The 18,366-nt window shown below is 44.0% G+C and carries 18 protein-coding genes; 7 read left to right on the top strand and 11 right to left on the bottom strand.

Annotated elements, in window-relative coordinates:
• Nucleotides 1-18 precede the first annotated feature (18 nt).
• The 8 genes from V7S74_RS09325 to V7S74_RS09290 form a co-directional block, all read right to left on the bottom strand.
• A complete protein-coding gene (locus tag V7S74_RS09325) occupies nt 19-783 on the bottom strand; it encodes a glycosyltransferase family 2 protein (RefSeq protein ID WP_406778488.1) in 765 nt (254 codons plus the stop codon).
• A complete protein-coding gene (locus V7S74_RS09320; protein ID WP_406778487.1) occupies nt 770-1,975 on the bottom strand; it encodes a glycosyltransferase in 1,206 nt (401 codons plus the stop codon). Before V7S74_RS09320 ends, V7S74_RS09325 begins: the two co-directional genes overlap by 14 nt.
• Nucleotides 1,975-3,135, bottom strand: coding sequence for a non-hydrolyzing UDP-N-acetylglucosamine 2-epimerase (gene wecB / locus V7S74_RS09315; RefSeq protein WP_406778486.1), 1,161 nt, complete (start codon nt 3,133-3,135; stop codon nt 1,975-1,977). Before wecB ends, V7S74_RS09320 begins: the two co-directional genes overlap by 1 nt.
• 66 nt (nt 3,136-3,201) lie before the next feature.
• Entirely contained in the window at nt 3,202-3,837 is a 636-nt protein-coding gene (locus V7S74_RS09310) for a GIN domain-containing protein (protein WP_406778485.1), read from the bottom strand.
• Nucleotides 3,834-4,115 carry a DUF6958 family protein gene (locus V7S74_RS09305; RefSeq protein ID WP_406778484.1) on the bottom strand — a complete coding sequence of 94 codons (282 nt, stop codon included), beginning with the start codon at nt 4,113-4,115 and terminating at the stop codon, nt 3,834-3,836. Before V7S74_RS09305 ends, V7S74_RS09310 begins: the two co-directional genes overlap by 4 nt.
• A 60-nt stretch (nt 4,116-4,175) precedes the next feature.
• A complete protein-coding gene (locus tag V7S74_RS09300) occupies nt 4,176-5,372 on the bottom strand; it encodes a glycosyltransferase family 4 protein (protein WP_406778483.1) in 1,197 nt (398 codons plus the stop codon).
• Nucleotides 5,369-6,865: a lipopolysaccharide biosynthesis protein gene (locus V7S74_RS09295; RefSeq protein WP_406778482.1), complete on the bottom strand. Its 1,497-nt coding sequence runs from the start codon at nt 6,863-6,865 to the stop codon at nt 5,369-5,371. The genes V7S74_RS09300 and V7S74_RS09295 overlap by 4 nt, the downstream gene beginning before the upstream one ends.
• Nucleotides 6,866-6,914: 49 nt before the next feature.
• A complete protein-coding gene (locus tag V7S74_RS09290; protein WP_406778481.1) occupies nt 6,915-8,009 on the bottom strand; it encodes a glycosyltransferase in 1,095 nt (364 codons plus the stop codon).
• Between the two features lie 71 nt (nt 8,010-8,080).
• On the opposite strand from V7S74_RS09290, the gene V7S74_RS09285 reads away from it, so the two are divergent.
• Nucleotides 8,081-9,007, top strand: a complete 927-nt coding sequence (locus tag V7S74_RS09285; protein ID WP_406778480.1) for an NAD-dependent epimerase/dehydratase family protein — start codon at nt 8,081-8,083, stop codon at nt 9,005-9,007.
• On the opposite strand, the gene V7S74_RS09280 is transcribed toward V7S74_RS09285, so the two are convergent.
• Both V7S74_RS09280 and V7S74_RS09275 read right to left on the bottom strand, forming a co-directional pair.
• Entirely contained in the window at nt 8,994-9,695 is a 702-nt protein-coding gene (locus V7S74_RS09280) for a class I SAM-dependent methyltransferase (RefSeq protein ID WP_406778479.1), read from the bottom strand. The two genes, V7S74_RS09285 and V7S74_RS09280, sit on opposite strands and share 14 nt — an antisense overlap.
• Nucleotides 9,685-10,794 (bottom strand): hypothetical protein, encoded by a 1,110-nt coding sequence (locus V7S74_RS09275; protein ID WP_406778478.1) that lies wholly within the window; start codon nt 10,792-10,794, stop codon nt 9,685-9,687. Before V7S74_RS09275 ends, V7S74_RS09280 begins: the two co-directional genes overlap by 11 nt.
• A gap of 82 nt (nt 10,795-10,876) precedes the next feature.
• Between V7S74_RS09275 and V7S74_RS09270 the strand changes: the two genes are divergently transcribed.
• Genes V7S74_RS09270 through V7S74_RS09245 form a run of 6 tightly spaced genes read left to right on the top strand, consistent with a single transcriptional unit; the run spans nt 10,877 to nt 17,164 of the window.
• Nucleotides 10,877-12,118, top strand: a complete 1,242-nt coding sequence (locus tag V7S74_RS09270; protein ID WP_406778477.1) for a M16 family metallopeptidase — start codon at nt 10,877-10,879, stop codon at nt 12,116-12,118.
• Nucleotides 12,115-12,594, top strand: a complete 480-nt coding sequence (gene ispF / locus V7S74_RS09265; RefSeq protein ID WP_406778476.1) for a 2-C-methyl-D-erythritol 2,4-cyclodiphosphate synthase — start codon at nt 12,115-12,117, stop codon at nt 12,592-12,594. Before V7S74_RS09270 ends, ispF begins: the two co-directional genes overlap by 4 nt.
• A gap of 1 nt (nt 12,595) precedes the next feature.
• A complete protein-coding gene (locus tag V7S74_RS09260; RefSeq protein ID WP_406778475.1) occupies nt 12,596-14,848 on the top strand; it encodes a RelA/SpoT family protein in 2,253 nt (750 codons plus the stop codon).
• Nucleotides 14,849-14,895: 47 nt separating this feature from the next.
• Nucleotides 14,896-15,381 (top strand): Fur family transcriptional regulator, encoded by a 486-nt coding sequence (locus V7S74_RS09255; RefSeq protein ID WP_130895069.1) that lies wholly within the window; start codon nt 14,896-14,898, stop codon nt 15,379-15,381.
• Nucleotides 15,382-15,390: 9 nt separating this feature from the next.
• Nucleotides 15,391-16,671, top strand: coding sequence for an adenylosuccinate synthase (locus V7S74_RS09250; RefSeq protein ID WP_406778474.1), 1,281 nt, complete (start codon nt 15,391-15,393; stop codon nt 16,669-16,671).
• A 4-nt stretch (nt 16,672-16,675) separates the two neighbouring features.
• Complete coding sequence (locus V7S74_RS09245) at nt 16,676-17,164, top strand: hypothetical protein (RefSeq protein WP_406778473.1); 489 nt, start codon at nt 16,676-16,678, stop codon at nt 17,162-17,164.
• A gap of 183 nt (nt 17,165-17,347) precedes the next feature.
• Here V7S74_RS09245 and tsaD read toward each other — a convergent pair whose 3' ends face one another.
• The gene (gene tsaD / locus V7S74_RS09240; protein WP_406778472.1) at nt 17,348-18,358 is read right to left on the bottom strand and encodes a tRNA (adenosine(37)-N6)-threonylcarbamoyltransferase complex transferase subunit TsaD; all 1,011 of its coding nucleotides are present in this window, start codon (nt 18,356-18,358) and stop codon (nt 17,348-17,350) included.
• Nucleotides 18,359-18,366: the final 8 nt, after the last annotated feature.

Below are 18,366 nucleotides of genomic sequence, written 5' to 3'. Positions count from 1 at the left end.
GGAACAAATATAGACTTTTTACCAATACTTCCCTTGTTTTTTCAGGGCAAAAATCAGGCCCCTTAGTACAATGATGAGGTGATTTACTATATTTGGGATGAGCCCAAAATGCGATTTCAGCACATCATATCGCTCGTTCCAAGACCTTTTCAAATTTTGGACAGAGGCCCCGCCCATCAAGTAGTTGCAAATAGGAGCCTTCGATTTCAGGATGGTCTGGCTTTTCTTCAGCACTTGAATCTCCCAGTCAATATCAGAACTGAGTTTATAACTCAAATTGAAGAGGGGAGAGATACTGCGTTTTGCGATAAAAGCCTGGTGACAAATTAACATTCCGAATCGGAAGTCCTTCCAAGTAATAGAGGCTGGCAATTTATGGGGTGTTGCTTCACTTCGCAAACCGATAGATTCACCGTCGTTATTGACAAAAACTGCCTCACCATAAAGTACATCCGGATTTTGATCTAGTTCTTGTAGGATATTTTTCAAGGTCGTAGACGATGCAAAAGTGTCGCCGGCGTTTAAGAAGAGCAAATAATCCCCTTTCGCTAATTGCATCCCCTTGTTCATCGCATCGTAGATGCCTTTGTCTTTTTCAGAGATGAATTGTTGGATGTGTTGTTTATTCGCCTCGATGATGTCCAAAGTTCCATCTTTCGAAGCCCCATCTATCACCACATAGTCGATTTCATCAGCACATCCCTGTTCGATAACGCTTTTCAGTGTTCGTTCTAGGTAGGCCTCTGCCAGGTAGGTGATGGTGATGATACTAAGCTTGGGCATAATAAGCGAGGTGTTGTTGTGCCACCGTTTTTTGGTCGTATAATTCTATGGCGCGTGTTCGGGCTTTCTCTCCTGCTTTTTCATTTTCTAAGCACCACAGAATGCCTTTCGCTAAATCTTCCGGATCAAAGGCCCTTGCCACATGGCCTGTTTGCTGATTCTCAATCATTTCGGGAATCCCGCCTACCTCGAAACCTACACAAGCAGTGCCACAAGCCATGGCTTCCATGATCGTATTCGGTAGATTTTCTTCCAAAGAAGGAGTCACAAACACGTCTGCCGCTGCATAGATGTCGCGCATTTTCGAAGGATCGGTCACCTGTCCAAAACTATGCGATTTCAATGGAAGCTCCTCCGTCATTTCTCCACCCACGATAAGTAATTCTGTCGTCTTAGGGTCTAAATAAGCTAAGGCCTCTTTCAATAAATGGAAACCTTTCGCCGGAGCATTTACGCGCATGGCGACGAATAAGATGTATTTTTTGTTCGGATCTAAGTTCAAATTGGTTGTACTTGGAGCGAAGAAATTCGTATCAATCGCATTAGGAATGGTCTTTATCTCGTGCTCTCCTAAGATGCTACTTTGTTTCGCTCGGTTACCTAACCAATTGCTACACGTGATGATATGAAGGTTTTTCTCGGCAAAGCCGTTTTTCTTCGCTTCCCACAGGCGATGTGAAAGGTCATTTGGATTCGGATTTTTCAAGAATTTGCAATCCCCACAACTCAGCTTGAAATTTTCGCAAGTCCCGCTGTGGTGGCATCCACCCGTAAAGGCCCACATATCGTGAAGTGTCCAAAAAACAGGTTTGTTCAATAGAGTCAAGGCCGCAATGTCTTTCACTGACAAAAAGCCAAAATTCACCCAATGCAAATGCACGATATCAGCCTGCTGTATCAGGGGATGATTCGAAATGTCACTCCCAAAAACACCCGGGTTGAATAGAAATCGGATCGATTTCTCTTTTTCAAATTGTAAGAAAAATAGGCGTTCCGCGATGAATTTTAACCAGGAAATAATACCATTTCCGGACTTAATTGAGTTAGAAGAACTCGCTTTTTCTCTCACCAAATAATCTACTCGATGTCCTTCGCTTTCTAAAGCTACTTTCAATCGGCCCGCAGCAATTCCCGCCCCGCCATTGCTGTCGTGGTAGGAGAGTAGGACGATATGTAGCTTTTTATTGGACATTAAGCGAAGATTTCAGCCAGTTTAGCCGCGATACGTTCCGCTGCTTTTCCATCCCAAAGCGGAGGAATACTCCCTTTCTTCACCTTGCCAGCCAAGATTTCTTTTAGCGCGGCATAGGTTTTCTTTGGGTCTAAATCGGAAAGTAATTGATTCGTTCCTAAAGTCACCGTGATCGGTCTTTCTGTCGAATCACGGAAGGTCAAGCACGGAATCCCTAAATAGGTGGTTTCCTCTTGAATACCGCCCGAATCTGTTAAAATCGCTGTGGCATTCGACATCAATTGAATGAATTCTAAATAGCCCAAAGGCTCGGTCATAATCAAGTTTTTGGCCTGATCAAGACAATCCGCCAGCCCAAATTTCTCCATATGGGCCCGTGTTCTCGGGTGAATAGGGAAGATAATCTTCGTGTCTTGACTACTCAATTCGATTAATTCCAGGATTGATTGCAATCCTTTTTCGGTGTCCACGTTCGCTGGGCGGTGCATGGTCATGACGATGTAGTCACTAGTCGCTAGTCGGGAGTCGTTAGTCGATAGTCCTGAGGCGGCAGTCGCTAGTCGGGAGTCACTAGTCGCTAGTCCGAGGTCGTCTAGTATGGTCGTGGTTTTTGCTTTCTCTTGGTAGCGAACTAAAGAGTCAATCATCACATTACCCGTAAAGAATACGCGTTCATCCGCCACACCCTCATTTTTCAAGTGTTGCATTCCGCTTTCCTCTGTCACAAATAGATAATCCGCCACGCTATCCGTCAAAAGACGGTTCAGTTCTTCTGGCATGGTACGGTCGAAGCTACGTAAGCCCGCCTCTACGTGAGCTACTTTGATACCCATTTTGATGGCGACTAAGGTACAGGCCAAAGTCGAAGTAACATCCCCCACCACAATAATCAAGTCCGGTTTCTCAGCCTCTACAATTTTCTCAAAAGCCACCATAATTTTTGCCGTCACTTCTGTATGGCTTCCGCCCCCAATCCCTAAAAAGAAATCCGGTTCAGGTAATTCCAATTGAGTGAAAAAGACATCGCTCATTTTCGCATCAAAATGCTGTCCCGTGTGAACAATCTTTGATGTCCAGCCAGTTAACTTTTGAATAGCACGATGTAGCGGTGCTACTTTCATGAAATTGGGACGCGCGCCCACGACTTGAATTACCTTCATTTTACTAATTTATGAGCCCTAATTTACGAAGAACAATGTTCAAAGTTCAATGAGCCAATTTCAATTTTAGTTTAGTTTTAATGGAGCTTTTCCTTCCTGAATGATCAGTCCATTCCCATTTCTTTTTCCGGAAGCATACTCTGTAGCTTGGATGAGAACATTTCCATTGCCGTAAGATTCGACCTGTACATTTTTTGCAACGAGTTTTCTGGCATCGGTTTTCCCGTTGCCCTCATTTTTTATTTTCAAGTCCTCTAATTTCCCTTTTAAAGTGGCGCTTCCGTTTCCTTCGTTAGATAAGAAAAAAGCACTTTGATTTTTTACATGTAGACGAACAGAGCTATTCCCTTGTTTGTAAACCTCCGTAAGTGAAGGGCAGGTTATTTTGATTCGAATTCGAGGGTCAAAGATGTATTTATTGTTTTCCCTCGTGTAATTGAACTTGATTTGAAGTTCATTATTATTTTCCGATACGAAGAGAATAGGCAGATACTTTTCTCTCATTTTAATTTCAATTTTGAATGAATCGCCCGTTGTTATTTCGGTTTCTCCATCAATATCTAGCAAAGAAATCTTCGTAAAATGAGTAAAGTCATACTGCTTTTTACTGATTTTTTCTGATCCCGTAAATGGATCCGCCTGTCCCAGGCTAACTGTCGTCATGCCTAGCAATAGGATAAGTAATAGTTGTATTTTATTCATGATTTCAGTTTATATTTTTGTGGCTTACCACTTGTACGCGCAATAATTTGTCTAGCTTCTAAATCCAGTTTTACCGTTTCCCCATACCATTGAACTCCGCCTGTGAATTTACCATTAACTCTAGAAAATAATTCCTCCATCAACTCCAAGTGCGATAATTCAGACTCAGTTAAAATGTCTAAAAGGTGACTTTTAATGAAAAGGTATTTGTCCAAAGCAATGTTTTTATTCACCTTTCCTTTTTGCGGATGTAATGTTTGAAAACGTTCTTCGCTCATATTAATCTATTATCTCTACTCTTTACTCTCCTCTCTCGACTAGCGACTAGCGACTAGCGACTAGCGACTGTCCACTGCCCACTTGAACGCTTCCATATAGTTAGATAGCACGGAATGAATATTAATCTCCTTCTCAATAATCTCCCTCGAACGCTGTCCCATTAAGGCAATGTTTTCAGGCTTTGTAAAAAGCTTCTCAATAACTGACTGTAAGCTAGATAAAGAGCCCGATTCGAAGTAATGTCCATTATATCCCTCGCGCACGAGGCGTTTTTCGGTTCCATCTGCCACAGAGCAAACGACTGGTTTCGAGAAACACATCGCCTCATTGATGGACAGTCCGCCCATGCCAGCTAAGACATAGATTCCTGATTCGCAGGTGATTTTGCCTAATTCTTTGGGGTCGTAAATACCTCCGTGAAACTGAATGAAATCGTGGCCCGCTGCCTGCGCCTTCAAAGCTTCCAGTTCTGGACCGTCGCCCACGATACTTAATTCCGTTTCTGGGAATTTCGTGCGCAAGGCAATGGCTGCCTCGATCAATAAATCCACCTGCTTCCATTTGACTAAACGCCCAATATGCAAAAGCCGGAAAGGGTTCGGTTGAGTATCTTTTAACTCGTTAGCTGTAGCTAATAAGGCATCCGTGTCAGGGGAGTTCGCTGTGATAAATACCTTTTCAGCGGGAACACCATAGCTTCCGTGTAGGGCTATTGCCTCGTCTAAATAATTGATGTGGGCATCCACCAAATTTGAGAATCGTTTTCTGGTTTCGCGAACAATCAAGAACTTCAAACGAGCCAGTAGAGATGGGTTCGATTGGTGGGCTTGGTTGTTTTCCGTCATACCGCCTCCCTGTAAATAATAGGAGATGGCATTTTCGTAATGGGGTACTTGAAAGGGAATTTCTTTGGAAATAAGCGCCACTTTATGTTGTCTCAAAAAGCGGTACCAGCCTGGATAGAAAACAAAAGAGGCTTGGTAGGGCCAGTTGACCATCAGGACGTCAGGTTTTTCTGCCAAAATCAATTCCTTCAACCCTCTGAAAAACTTCTTCCCGTAATAGGTCGTATACTCTTCTCTACGAAAAACCTTGAATTCAATGCCTTTGTCCGACGTATACACCCCAGCACCTAAGGTAGCCCCTTTTTCTGTGGGCACCACCACGCAAACCTCAACCCCATAATCGCATTGCAATTTGTTCAGGACTAGGTTATAATAGTGAGGCAGGCCACCGGCCAGGGACATTATTTTCATTTTTTAAACCAATTAATAACTAGCTCACTGATGTCAGGAGAAAGTTTGAATTTCGTGACCGCGAGGATAAATAATCCTCCGATGGCCGCAGTTCGAACACCCACATTTAAAAACCAGGCAACCAAAGGACTCCCTTCGATAACCGGGATTTGGGAAACTAAAATGTAAATGAACACACTGACTAGGAGGATGCCTAGTGATCGAAAATCGAAGGGTTGCAAGTCTAATTTCCACCAAATGAAACCGAATTTCAATACATTATATCCCGCTAAAGCGATTAAAGAGGCTAATGCCGCACCGTTATACGAATACATTGGAATGAGAATCAAATTTCCCACGACTAATCCGATGGCTAAAATAATGTAGAAAATGAGGTCGTAGCGGTAGTATTTCGAGTTGATTAATACTTCAGAATTTAAGCCCGTTCCCATGTCGATAATCTTGCTTAAACCGACCATAAAGACCACCCAGCGGCCTGCCTCGTAGATTTCGTGGCGCGGGATAATGGTATAGATGAAGTCCAAATTGCACCAGATCAACAGAAAAAGGACGCAACCGATGAGGAGGAGATTGAGGGAGGATTTTTGGTAAATATCCTGAATATTTTCGCGGTCATTTCGGTTCCAGGCCTGTGCTAAAATAGGTGCAGCAATCGCTGCAATCACGTTTCTAGGAATAGAAATCATAATAGCCATCCGTGAATTAATGTCAAAAATCGCCGTCGTTCCTAGGCCCCCCATATAGGCAGGTAACATCACCTTTTCGATGTGCTGAATCAAGGTAAAACTCGCCCCAGCTAAAATCACCCAACCCCCATATGACAGCATTTCCTTGAAAACCGGAGTGCGTAAAAACGAGAAATCTACTTTGGTATAAAAGCGCTTCAACTGTTTTATATAGGCTAATAAACCGGCCACTGCTACCACATAAGAAAGGGTAATAGCTAAAATGAGTTGATTGAAGGTCAAATAACCAAAGGCAAAAGCAATGACTAAAACCCCATTGGAAACCCGCAAATACAATTCTCGAATGATGGCAGGCACCACAATGCGCAAATGCACCCGGGCATAGGCCTCCAGCACGCTCATGTATAAATAACTAGCCGTCAACGGGATGATGTAGTAAAAATAGGCCGGTAATAAGGGGGAATTCGTGTTGTAAATCTCGAAAAAGACTGGTTTTAATGCGAGATAGCCTAGCACAAAAAGGCTCAATCCGAATAGCGGGGCTACTAATAAAAAGGTAAAAAAGCCCTTGTGGCCATTCGCTGGATCATCGAAATGAGGGAAAAATCGTACCGCAATGTGCGGGATTCCCAGCTGGGTAAACGAAGCGAAAATGAGCGGAATACTCACTAAGGCACCGGCAATTAATCCGACTTGCTCTTGTGAAAGAAACTTATTGTACAGGAAGATCACATTAAATGTCCCGATCGCTGTCCCTAAATAGGTAACGATAGAGCCCTTTAAACTTTGTCGGATGACGATCCCCATGCCTTGTTTTGAATGTAATTTACAAAAATACGATTTTGCGGGGCATTCTTTATACGAGGAGGCCTTTGATTTTAGCCGACAGCTTTACCACGTCATAATGCTCTTCCATGTGTTCTCTTGCGGCGGCACCCATCAGTCTCGTTTTTTCGAGATCATTCGCAAAGTCTTTGAGGGCAGAAGCCATTCCTTCTACATCATGTTCGTCCACTAAAAGTCCTGTTTTTCCTTCTACAACAGCGTCCGGAATGCCTGCATGTCTAGTAGAACAAATGGCCAAAGCACAAGCGGAGGCCTCTAGAATAGCTACCGGAGTTCCCTCTGAATCTCCACTCGGCGTTAAAACGGAATGCTGAATAAATACATTGGATTCCTGCAACAAAGGCAAATAATCAGACTGTCCCATGGCGCCTAAGAAATGGATGTTGCCGGAAAGTCCGTGAGCGGACACATATTCCTTTGCTTCTTCCCAAAGTGGTCCATCGCCCACCATCCGTAATTGTGCTTCTGGAAAATCCTGTAATAAAATCTCAAACGCTTGAATACTTTTTAAGGAACCTTTCTTTTCAGCAAAACGAGCCACCGAAATGACATTAAATCCTTCGCGTGGAGTTCCAGGCGTAAACCTGGACACATCCACCCCACACGGAATCACATGTAAATTAGGCAAAGGACCCGCAATGGCTTCCAAGTTTGCCCGCATGGATTCTGCCACACAGATGATGGCTTTTGCCCGCGGCAAATAGGTCGCGTAACGGGAACCATAGGTGTCGAGTGTTTTCTTTTCTGCCGCATCGAAGCCGAGAAAAACGACGGAATAGGGGATGCCCTCAGCCGCACATGCTTCATAGATATTGGCACCTAAAGGTCCATAATTCGCTAGGAAGGCGTCTATTTTCTGTTCGTGTAAAAAACGCTGGAGGTAATACGTGTAAATTTTCTGGTAAAGTCCCGGTAGCGCGCGTCGGAGAACGCCTCTCACTGTTAGTATCGAAAAAGGAATGGGGTAAATGTAACCACCTCCTTTTAGTCGGCTGGGTTGCCATCCTTCATATAAAACATCGACTGGTTCTAATTGGTTGATTTGCTCCTCGATGAAAGTCTCGGAATAAGAAAAGAAATTAGAGCGGGCAATGATTAAACGCATTCAGGGCTGATTTTTAATCTAAAACCGAAATTAGCTAAATTTTTCGGCTATTTTTACAGCAAATACGCGTCATGGAGAAAAATTTAGTCGTAGGTGGGAGTGGTTTTTTGGGGCTAAACTGGCTGGAATATTTGCAGCAGCAGGGCTCAGAAAACGAGGTCGTTGTTTTCGCGCACGAGAAGCCTGAGGGAATTGAGTTTCCCCCTTTTGTTACGTTTGTGGCGGGGGATTATGCGGATATGCAAGCTTTGGATGACTTATTCACAAAGCATTCCTTTGATCGCGTATTTCATTTCGCCTCCTCGATTATTCCCGCGATTTCTTCCGAAAATATCCGTCAGGATATCGAATCTAATTTATTGCCTACCATCGGTTTGATGGAGATGATGAAGAAGCACCAAGTTTCTAAATTGCTTTATTTGTCGACTGGAGGAGCGGTTTATGGAAACGTCAACCAGGAAAAAGTGACCGAAGACTATCCCTGCAAGCCTATTTCTTCCTACGGAATTATCAAGCTGGCCGTGGAGCATTACATCGAATTGTATGCGAAATTATACCAAATTGATTACTTGATTTTGCGCTTGTCGAATCCTTTTGGTTCGTTTCACCGCTCGCCTAAACAAGGGGTGATTAATATTGCGGTAAGAAAAGCCTTGAAAGGGGAGGTGATGACGGTTTGGGGAGATGGGTCGCAAGCGAAGGATTATATTTATGCCGGGGATATTGGCCATGCGATGGCAGGGTTGATCAAGGCCGGGGTGAAAAATGAGACCATCAATGTGGGCTCGGGTGAGTCACTGACCTTGCAAACGATTATCGAACGTATTCAAGCGAAACTACCCGCATTCCAAGTCGAGTACAAAGAGGCTAAGGTGACGGATGTGCAAAAGATCTGCTTAGATACCTCGAAATTAGCTTCCATAATGCCATGGCGGGTTACCTCCTTTGATGAAGCCCTAGAAGCTACCATCGCTTACGAAAAAGCTAGACTTTCTTAGCCACTAATACAAATGTGCAGGCATCTTCATTGCGGGATTTCGCCGTGATAATTTTATCGAAAAAGATAATCAAGGGTTGCAAGATCAAGGACAAGATAAAGCGCAAGGGCTTTGGCAGTTTAAATAATAAACCATCCTGAAATAATTGCAATCCCATCGCGGAACGGCCTAAAATCCCTTCGAAATACACCACCTCGAATCCGGCCTCAGTCACGATTTTTTTCAATCCCGTAGATGTCCAACGCCAAAAATCTGTCGGATCCGGATGGAACATCCAATAGCCGTGCGTAGATAAAATTAATTTGCCTTCTTTTTCTAAAATGCGGTGTGCCTCTTTTAGGTAGGCTTTGGGATCCTCCACATGTTCTAAAACCTGCGTCGAAAGCACGAAACCAACGCTTTCTTCTGGCATATCAATGATTCCGGCCGGATCGACTACCACGTCTGCTTTTATATTATAGGCTAAATCCAAACCGATGTATTGCTCCACAAAGGGCTTGAACAAAGGTTCGTAAGGCTTATTTCCACAACCGTAATCAGCCAATAATTGATGCGGGGAATTGCGCACATACAGGAAGATAACCCGTTCTAATTGCTTGCGTAGCTGGATTAAATAGTAGTAGCGCGCGGACATGCGGCCCGTGATTTTAGGGTATAGACGTTCGATTCCAGCTTCTCTACTTTCCATGATTCAGGCGTTTGTACTCGATTAACGAGTTTTTATACTCAATAAAATCCGCAGATTGTTTCAGGTATTTTTTAAATAAGTGATACTTTTTTTCTCGATAGGAAATACGTGCGAGTCCCAGATAGGCGAGTCCTCTGATGTCTTTCGTAAGGCGTTCTTCGAAGGGGAAATGGGTCGATTTTGTATACAAATACTCTGCTTTTCGTAAGTCTTTTCTTTCTACTTCCTCCCGCATACCGCGAAGGGTATAGGCCGCACCCGTATAATAGGGCGATTTTAAGGACTCCATTTTGTCGATAAAGGGTTCAGCCTCTTCAAATTTGCCAGCTAGGGTAAGTAATTCAGCCCGCTGGAGTAGATACCAGTGGTTGTTTGGGAAGTTTTCGCTGAGGATTTGGTTGTAGGCCAAAGCCCGCAAAGGGTTGCCTTCGTACTTGTTTTGAACATATCCCATGTAAAATAGGGATTCATTCTTTACGAAAGTGGTTTTACGCGTTCCTGCCTCTAATTGGTTCAATCCCAGGCGTTTATTGCCATCCTGAAATAGAAACATGAAGGGTTTTAATACCGGGTGCAGTTCGGGATAGGCAACGCTGTAATAGTTGTACATTCCTGTTGAATAAAGAAACTCTGGCTGTTTTTCGGTGTTTTGCAAACCGATTTTCAAGAAGCTATAAGCCTTCTTGGCATAGGAAACGACTTTCATGAAATTCTGTTCGTCCGCCTCATAAGCTGCTAAAAAACCGAGCGAAGCCGTGCAAAAGAAGGAGGCTTCTAGGTTAGTCTCATCTTCATCATATTGTTGTTGAGCTAACTCGTAGGCCTTTTCTAAGTGGGTTAAATAGAGGCGACTTTGGGCTGGATGATCTTTTAGCGGAAAATACTGTTGCTCCCATTGCATCGCTAATAACAAATAAGGAGCTGGGTGGCGTGGGTATTTCGCTTTCAAGGAATTGAAAATAGCCGTAGACTCTTTGAAATCGTATTGGTATAAATTCGTGAGGCCTTGGGTGATCTGTGCTTTGGACACCGGATCCTGCAAAAGCTGTGCTTTCAAAGTCGATGCAAAAAGGAGTAGGAGGAAAATGGCCCGAATCATGAGAAATGTTTACCGCGCAAATTTAGTTAAGCTATGTGGTTTTTGGGTCGATTTTTTTACTTTTGTTTATAATCCCTAAGACATGATTTCATTCGAACAATTTACCCTCGCAAACGGCCTTCAAGTAATCGTGCATGAAGATTCGGCAACGACGATGGCGGTGGTAGACGTGATCTACAATGTAGGCTCACGGGATGAGGACGAGAATCTGACGGGATTTGCGCATTTATTCGAGCACCTAATGTTCGGAGGCTCAGAAAATATTCCCTCGTTCGATACCCCTTTACAAAAGGTAGGTGGCGAAAATAATGCCTTTACGACCCCTGACTTAACGAATTACTATATTTCGGTTCCAGCTCAAAACATCGAAACCGCTTTTTGGCTTGAATCGGATCGCATGAAGCAATTAGCTTTTCATACGCAAAGTTTAGAGACGCAGCGCAAAGTGGTGATCGAGGAATTTAAACAACGCTATTTGAATCAACCCTATGGCGATGTTTGGTTGAAATTTAGACCTTTGATTTATACGAAACATCCCTACCGCTGGCCCACCATTGGAGCAGGAATTCAGCATATTGAGGAGGCCAAAATGGAAGATGTAAAAGCCTTCTTCCAGAAACATTACGTACCTAGCAATGCCGTATTGGTAGTGGCGGGTCGTGTAAAACTCGCAGAAGTAAAAGCGCTCGCTGAGAAATGGTTTGAACCTATCGCCTCAGGTGTTAAACCTGTTCGTCATTTACCGCAAGAGCCTGAGCAACAAGAGGACCGTACAATGGAAATCGTGGCAGATGTACCTGCGAATCGGATTTACAAGGCATATCGTGTTGTAGGGCGCTATGAACCAGGATATCATGCGATTGATTTAATGGCCGATTTACTCGGAAGAGGGGAATCCTCTTATCTCTATGAGCATTTAGTGCAAAAGCAACGTCTATTCGATACGATAGGTACTTACCAAACTAGTTCAATTGATCCGGGTCTCTTAATCGTCCAAGGGCAGGTAAGCGATGAGGTGGAAATTGAAAAAGCGGAGGCCGCTTTAGAGAAGGCCATCCACGATTTCGCCAAGTCGCAGATCTCTGAAAAGGATTTGCAGATGGTGAAAAATCAGTCGGAGGCGAGCTTGGTTTTTGGGGAGGTTGAGGTGTTAAATCGCGCGATGAATTTAGCCATGGCGGCGAACGCTGGTGATGCTAATTTAGTGAATACAGAAGCTGAGAAAATAGAAAAAGTTCAGCAAGAGGAAGTGGAAAAATGGGCTCAGCGCTTGTTTATCGAAGGGAAAACGAATACCTTATACTATAAAAAAATAGCCAAATGAAAATTCGTGTAGGACAAGGATATGATGTGCATCGCTGGGTAGAGGGTAGACCTTGTATCCTAGGTGGTGTGGAGATTCCGTCAGATAAAGGGCCTCTAGGTCATTCAGATGCGGATGTGGTGTGCCACGTTTTGTGCGATGCACTCTTAGGTGCCGCGAATATGCGCAATATCGGCTACCATTTTTCAGATAAGGATCCCATGTGGAAGGGCGTTGCCTCGACACTCTTATTGAAAAAAGTGATGGAAATGATTCGCGAAGCCGGTTGGGAATTAGCTAATGCGGATGTGACGGTGATTCTAGATCAACCGAAATTAAATCCGATCATTCCTGCCATTAAAGATAATTTAGCGCTCGTGATGGGCGTGGAGGTAGACCAAATTTCGGTCAAAGCCACCACTTCAGAAGGTTTAGGATTTGTAGGAAGAGCTGAAGGGATTTCTGCTATGGCAGTTGCCCTGATTCAAAAGGATTAAGATGCAGATAGATTTAGAAAAGGAACGTTTAGAGATTTTGAAACGCTACCGCAAATTACTGCGTACAGCGAAGCCTTTTTTAAAGGATGATGATGCGAAGCAAATCAAGAAGGCTTTCTTGATTTCTGCGGAGGCACATAAAGAGATGCGCCGTAAATCGGGCGAACCTTATATCTACCATCCACTAGCAGTAGCCCAAATTTGTGTAGAGGAAATCGGATTAGGCACCACTTCGATTATATCTGCTTTATTGCACGATGTGGTGGAAGATACGGATACGACTTTGGCTGAAATTGAAAAACAATTCAATCCTAAAATCGCCTCCATTATCGATGGCCTGACGAAGATCGCGGGAACATTCGAATACGGAACTTCGCAACAAGCGGAGAATTTCCGGAAGATGCTTTTGACGCTCTCTGATGACATTCGGGTAATCCTGATAAAACTCGCGGATCGCTTGCATAACATGCGTACGCTGACGAGTATGGCCAAAGAAAAGCAGTTGAAAATCGCCTCAGAAACGATCTATTTATATGCTCCTTTAGCCCATCGCCTCGGTTTGAATGCAATTAAGTCGGAATTAGAGGATTTAGGTCTAAAACACACAGAGCCAGAGGCTTACAAAGAGATTGCGGATAAATTAAGTGAAAACAAGCGTATTCGGGAAAGCTTTGTAGATAATTTTATCAAGCCGATTAAAAAGACTTTGGATGAGCGCGGTCTGAACTACAGCATTAAAGGCCGTCCCAAATCCATCTTTTCCATTTACAATAAAATTAAAAAAGGGAATACCCCTTTTGAGAAAATATACGATCTTTTTGCGGTCCGTGTCGTGTTAGATGTGCCGGTCGAAAGAGAGAAATCAGATTGCTGGGAGGTATATTCTGTTGTGACGGATCATTACCGCCCTAACCCGAGTCGTTTGAAAGACTGGGTATCTACCCCTAAATCAAACGGTTACGAATCCTTACACACCACGGTGATGAGCAAGCCTTTTGCGCACGACAAAGAAGGTCGTTGGGTGGAGGTGCAAATTCGTTCAAAACGCATGGACGAGATTGCGGAGAAAGGGGTGGCGGCACACTTTAAGTACAAAGGTACGGATACGCGGACGAGTGAGGCTTTCGAATCTTGGTTATCCCAGGTGCGCGAGGCGATCGAAGCGAATGATAAGAGTCAGTCTGCCGTGGAATTAGTGGAGGACATCAAGAACTCGCTATACCACGAAGAGGTTTTTGTGTTTAGTCCAAAAGGTAAGTTGATTGTCTTGCAATCTGGCGCTACGGCTTTGGACTTCGCATTCGAGATTCACTCGGAGGTAGGCGCCCGTTGTATTGGGGCGAAAGTAGGAGGGAAATTAGTTCCCCTTTCACACAAATTGCAGAATGGGGATCAGATCGAAATCCTAACTTCGTCGAAGCAAAAGCCATCAGAGGATTGGTTGCGTATCGTTTTTACCACGAAGGCGAAAGCCCAAATCAAGAATTACATCAAGGAGGAGAACAAGTCCCACTTGATAAAAGGCCGCGATTTGATCGAGCAAAGACTGAAGCATTTAGGCTATCCGATCTTGTCTTTAGAGATTACGAATCAACTACGCGCCTATTTTAATGCCAAAGACGCGAACGATTTATTCTACCGTTTTGGCAAGGCCTACATCAATATCGATCAACTGAAGCACTGGAAGTTAGATCGGGAATTGCACGAGCGAAAACAGGCAGAAAAAGCGATTCAAGCCCCAATTACGGATGGCAAATCCTTCAAAAAGGAAATGCAGCAATACCACAAGGAGCGTAAGGAATCGGATACGCTGTTGATCGGAGAGGATATGGATAAGGTGGATTATACGCTGGCGAAGTGTTGTAATCCGATTTCGGGAGATGAAGTGTTTGGATTTGTGACCATCAATGAGGGGATCAAAATTCACCGCGCCGCCTGCCCGAACTCGCCGGAATTACTTTCCCGTCACGGGGATCGCGTAATCAAAGCCCAGTGGACCTCCCAAATCGCCATGTCTTTCGTGGTGGATTTAATTATTCGAGGTATCGACCGCGTAGGTTTAGTCAATGACGTAACGCGCTTAATTTCAGAGAAGTTGCAAGTGAACATAACGGCCTTGACGATCGGGGTGAAAGATGGATTATTTGAAGGTCAAATTTCACTTATGGTACAAGACACAGCGCACCTAGATAACCTAAGTGCTGAAATGGAACAAGTTCCAGGTGTAATCGAAGTAGAGCGGAAAGTTTCTTAGTTTATGTCGGTTATTTTTGCTTATTTTACGTCGTTTTTTTTCCATAAATGTCCCAAGAATTAGATAAACTAGATTCAGTAAAAAAGATCTTCACTGCCTACCTGGAAAACAAGGGTTTGCGGAAGACTCCGGAGCGCTTTGCGATCCTGGAAGAGATCTATTTACGGGACGATCACTTCGATGTGGAGGAGTTGTATATCTCCATGAAAAACAAGAAATACCAAGTCTCTAGAGCTACGGTTTACAACACTCTCGATGTGTTAGTGGAATGCGATTTAGTGGTGAAACATCAGTTTGGGCGCAATCAAGCACAATTCGAGAAGTCCTATGGACGTAGGCAACACGATCATTTAATCTGTACCGATTGCCACAAAGTGACCGAATTTTGTGATCCTCGAGTGCAGACTATCCAAAGTTTAGTAGGTGAAATGTTGCAATTCAATGTGATGCACCATTCCCTTATTTTTTACGGCTCTTGCACGAATAAGAATTGTGAGCACAGAGCGAATTATCAAGCAAGAAATCAAGAATAAAACAATATTATGGCAGTTGATGTATTATTAGGCTTACAATGGGGTGATGAGGGGAAAGGAAAGATCGTAGACGTTCTAGCACCGAAGTATCAAGTAGTAGCTCGTTTTCAAGGAGGACCTAACGCTGGTCACACCTTAGAATTCGACGGTTTTAAGCACGTTTTGCATCAAATTCCATCCGGAATTTTCCGCCAAGAAGTTCAAAATATCATCGGTAACGGTGTCGTTTTAGACCCCATCATCTTCAAAAAAGAGATCGATGGCCTAGCGCACTTTAACCTAGATCTTCGCAAGAATTTAGAAATCTCTAAAAAGGCCTCTATCATCTTGCCTACGCACCGTCTATTGGACGCGGCGTATGAAAAAGCGAAAGGGGACGCGAAAATCGGTTCGACTTTAAAAGGAATCGGACCTACTTATACGGATAAAATCTCGCGTCAGGGATTACGTGTAGGGGATATGATTTCACCTGATTTTTCTGCCAAATACAAGGCATTAGTCGATCGCCATAAAGCGATTTTGGACGTATATAAATTCGAATATGATTTAGCGGCGGCTGAGAAGGAATTCTTCGAGGCGGTTGCTTTTATGAAAGAATTCCACTTAGTGGATTCAGAATACTCCGTGAACCACGCCATCAACGCGGGTAAAACTATTTTAGCGGAAGGAGCTCAAGGATCACTTCTTGATGTGGACTTTGGTTCTTATCCTTTCGTAACTTCTTCAAACACGATCACCGCAGGTGCTTGTACCGGTTTAGGTGTCGCACCTAAGAACATTGGTGAGGTTTTCGGAATCTTCAAAGCATACGCAACACGCGTAGGTTCTGGTCCATTCCCAACGGAATTAGAAGATGAAGTAGGTGAAAGAATGCGGGTGGAAGGCCGTGAGTTCGGTTCTACGACAGGTCGTCCGCGCCGTTGTGGTTGGATTGATTTACCAGCTTTGAAATATGCCATGATGATCAATGGGGTGACTCAGTTGATTATGATGAAGGCAGACGTTTTGAATATATTTGACGAGATTCAAGTATGTACCGCTTACGAAATGCCAGATGGTTCAATTACTGACCAAATTCCTTTCGAAATCACGGATATCAAAGTGAAGCCGGTATACGAAACCTTGAAAGGTTGGGCTTGCAGCCTTGAAGGCATGCGTGACTTTAACGAGTTGCCAGTAGAGCTTGCAGACTACATTAAATTCTTAGAAAAGCACTTGAACTTACCTATTAACTTCATCTCGACAGGTCCAGACCGCGAAGCATGTGTGTTAAGAGGTTCTCTAGCATAAACAAATGGAAGGGGTTTCTTTAGCTGATTTGTACAAGTTCGACGAGATCTATTGGGTCCCGCAGGATAAGACTGAATCGCAGCTAGCGGAAACCCCGGCCCTTGTTCAGGAAGAGGAATCGATCGCGGCGGTGAAGCCTAAGATTGCTACTCCTTGGGTCGTTGTAGGCCAAATCGCCGAAGCCGAACTCTCCCGCCTGAAACTCATTTTTTCTGCTCCTCCCTTAGTATTAGGACCCACCGAATGGTCCATTTACACCCCATCAGAGGAAGAATCAAGTCTTTCTGAATTCTTGAAAGAAACCAGCGCTCAGCGTTATATCTTCATTGGTCAACAACCTGCCACTTGGCAAGGTGAACTGCCTACGACTGAGATCGAAAAGATTGAATCTAAACTTGTCTATTTCTTCCCTCGCTATATTTCGTCTTTAACGGATGCGGAGAAGACGCTGAAGATGGCGTTTTGGAATGCTTTAAAAGAAATGAAAGCATAGAGCACAAAGTATAAAGCACAAAGTAGGAATCGCCGAAGGCGATGAAATTGTGAAATGTTTAAAGCACAAAGCATAAGGAATAAAGGTTGAATCAAAAAAGCGGCAATTGCCGCTTTTTTGATGATTATAGAAATATTTCTGAATGTATCCCCGATAGGGGATTCCAACTTTATTCTTTGTGCTTTATGCTTTGTAATCTAGACTCATCCTCGCTAGCGGACTCACATCCTGCCCACAAAATTCCCCCGCTTCTGCCTTAAAATGTCCAGCCATGGCGATCATGCCCGCGTTATCGGTGCAATAACTGAAGGCAGGAATAAATACTTCCCAACCCATTTCTGTGCCCATTTCTGTTAAGCGAGTGCGCAAGCCGGAGTTAGCGGAAACGCCACCGGCGATGGCGATTTGCGTACAATTCATCTCCTTCATAGCCTTCTTCGTTTTGCGAAGGAGCATGTCGATGAGAGATTTTTGAACGGAGGCGCAGATGTCTGCTTTGTTTTCTTCGATGAAGTTTGGGTTATTTTTGACTTCTTTTTGGAGGAAGTAGAGGATGGCGGTTTTGATGCCGGAAAAGCTGAAGTTTAGGCCGGGCATTTCACCTAATGAGAAGGGGAAGCGGTCGGGGTTCCCTTCTTTGGCCAACTTATCAATCAATGGGCCACCTGGGTAAGGAAGTCCGATCAGCTTCGCCGTCTTGTCGAAAGCCTCGCCTACCGCATCGTCCTGCGTTTCGCCGATGACCTCCATATCGAGGGCAGATTTCACCCAAACTAATTGGGTGTGACCACCACTAACGGTCAGGCAAAGGAAGGGGAAAGAGGGTTTAGGATCCTCAATAAAATGCGCCAAAACGTGCGCCTGCATATGATTTACCTCGATTAACGGAATATTCAGACTAAGCGCCAAAGACTTCGCAAACGAGGTGCCGATTAATAAAGCTCCTAAAAGCCCTGGGCCCCTTGTGAAGGCAATGGCATTCAGTTCATTTTTGTTTATATTTGCTTTTTGCAGGGCCTCTGTCACGACAGGGATGATCGATTTTTGATGAGCTCTGCTGGCTAATTCGGGAACAACGCCTCCCCATTCCGTGTGGATGAGTTGAGTTGAGATGATATTGGACTTCAAAACGCCGTCCACCATCACGGCAGCCGAAGTTTCATCGCAAGAAGATTCAATAGCCAGTAGCTTCATAAAAATAG

The organism is Aquirufa novilacunae (genome assembly GCF_045310505.1).
Taxonomy (GTDB): Bacteria; Bacteroidota; Bacteroidia; order Cytophagales; family Spirosomataceae; genus Aquirufa; species Aquirufa novilacunae.
Note: the sequence above shows the minus strand (reverse complement) of the source record. Positions and strands in the feature narration are given on the sequence as shown.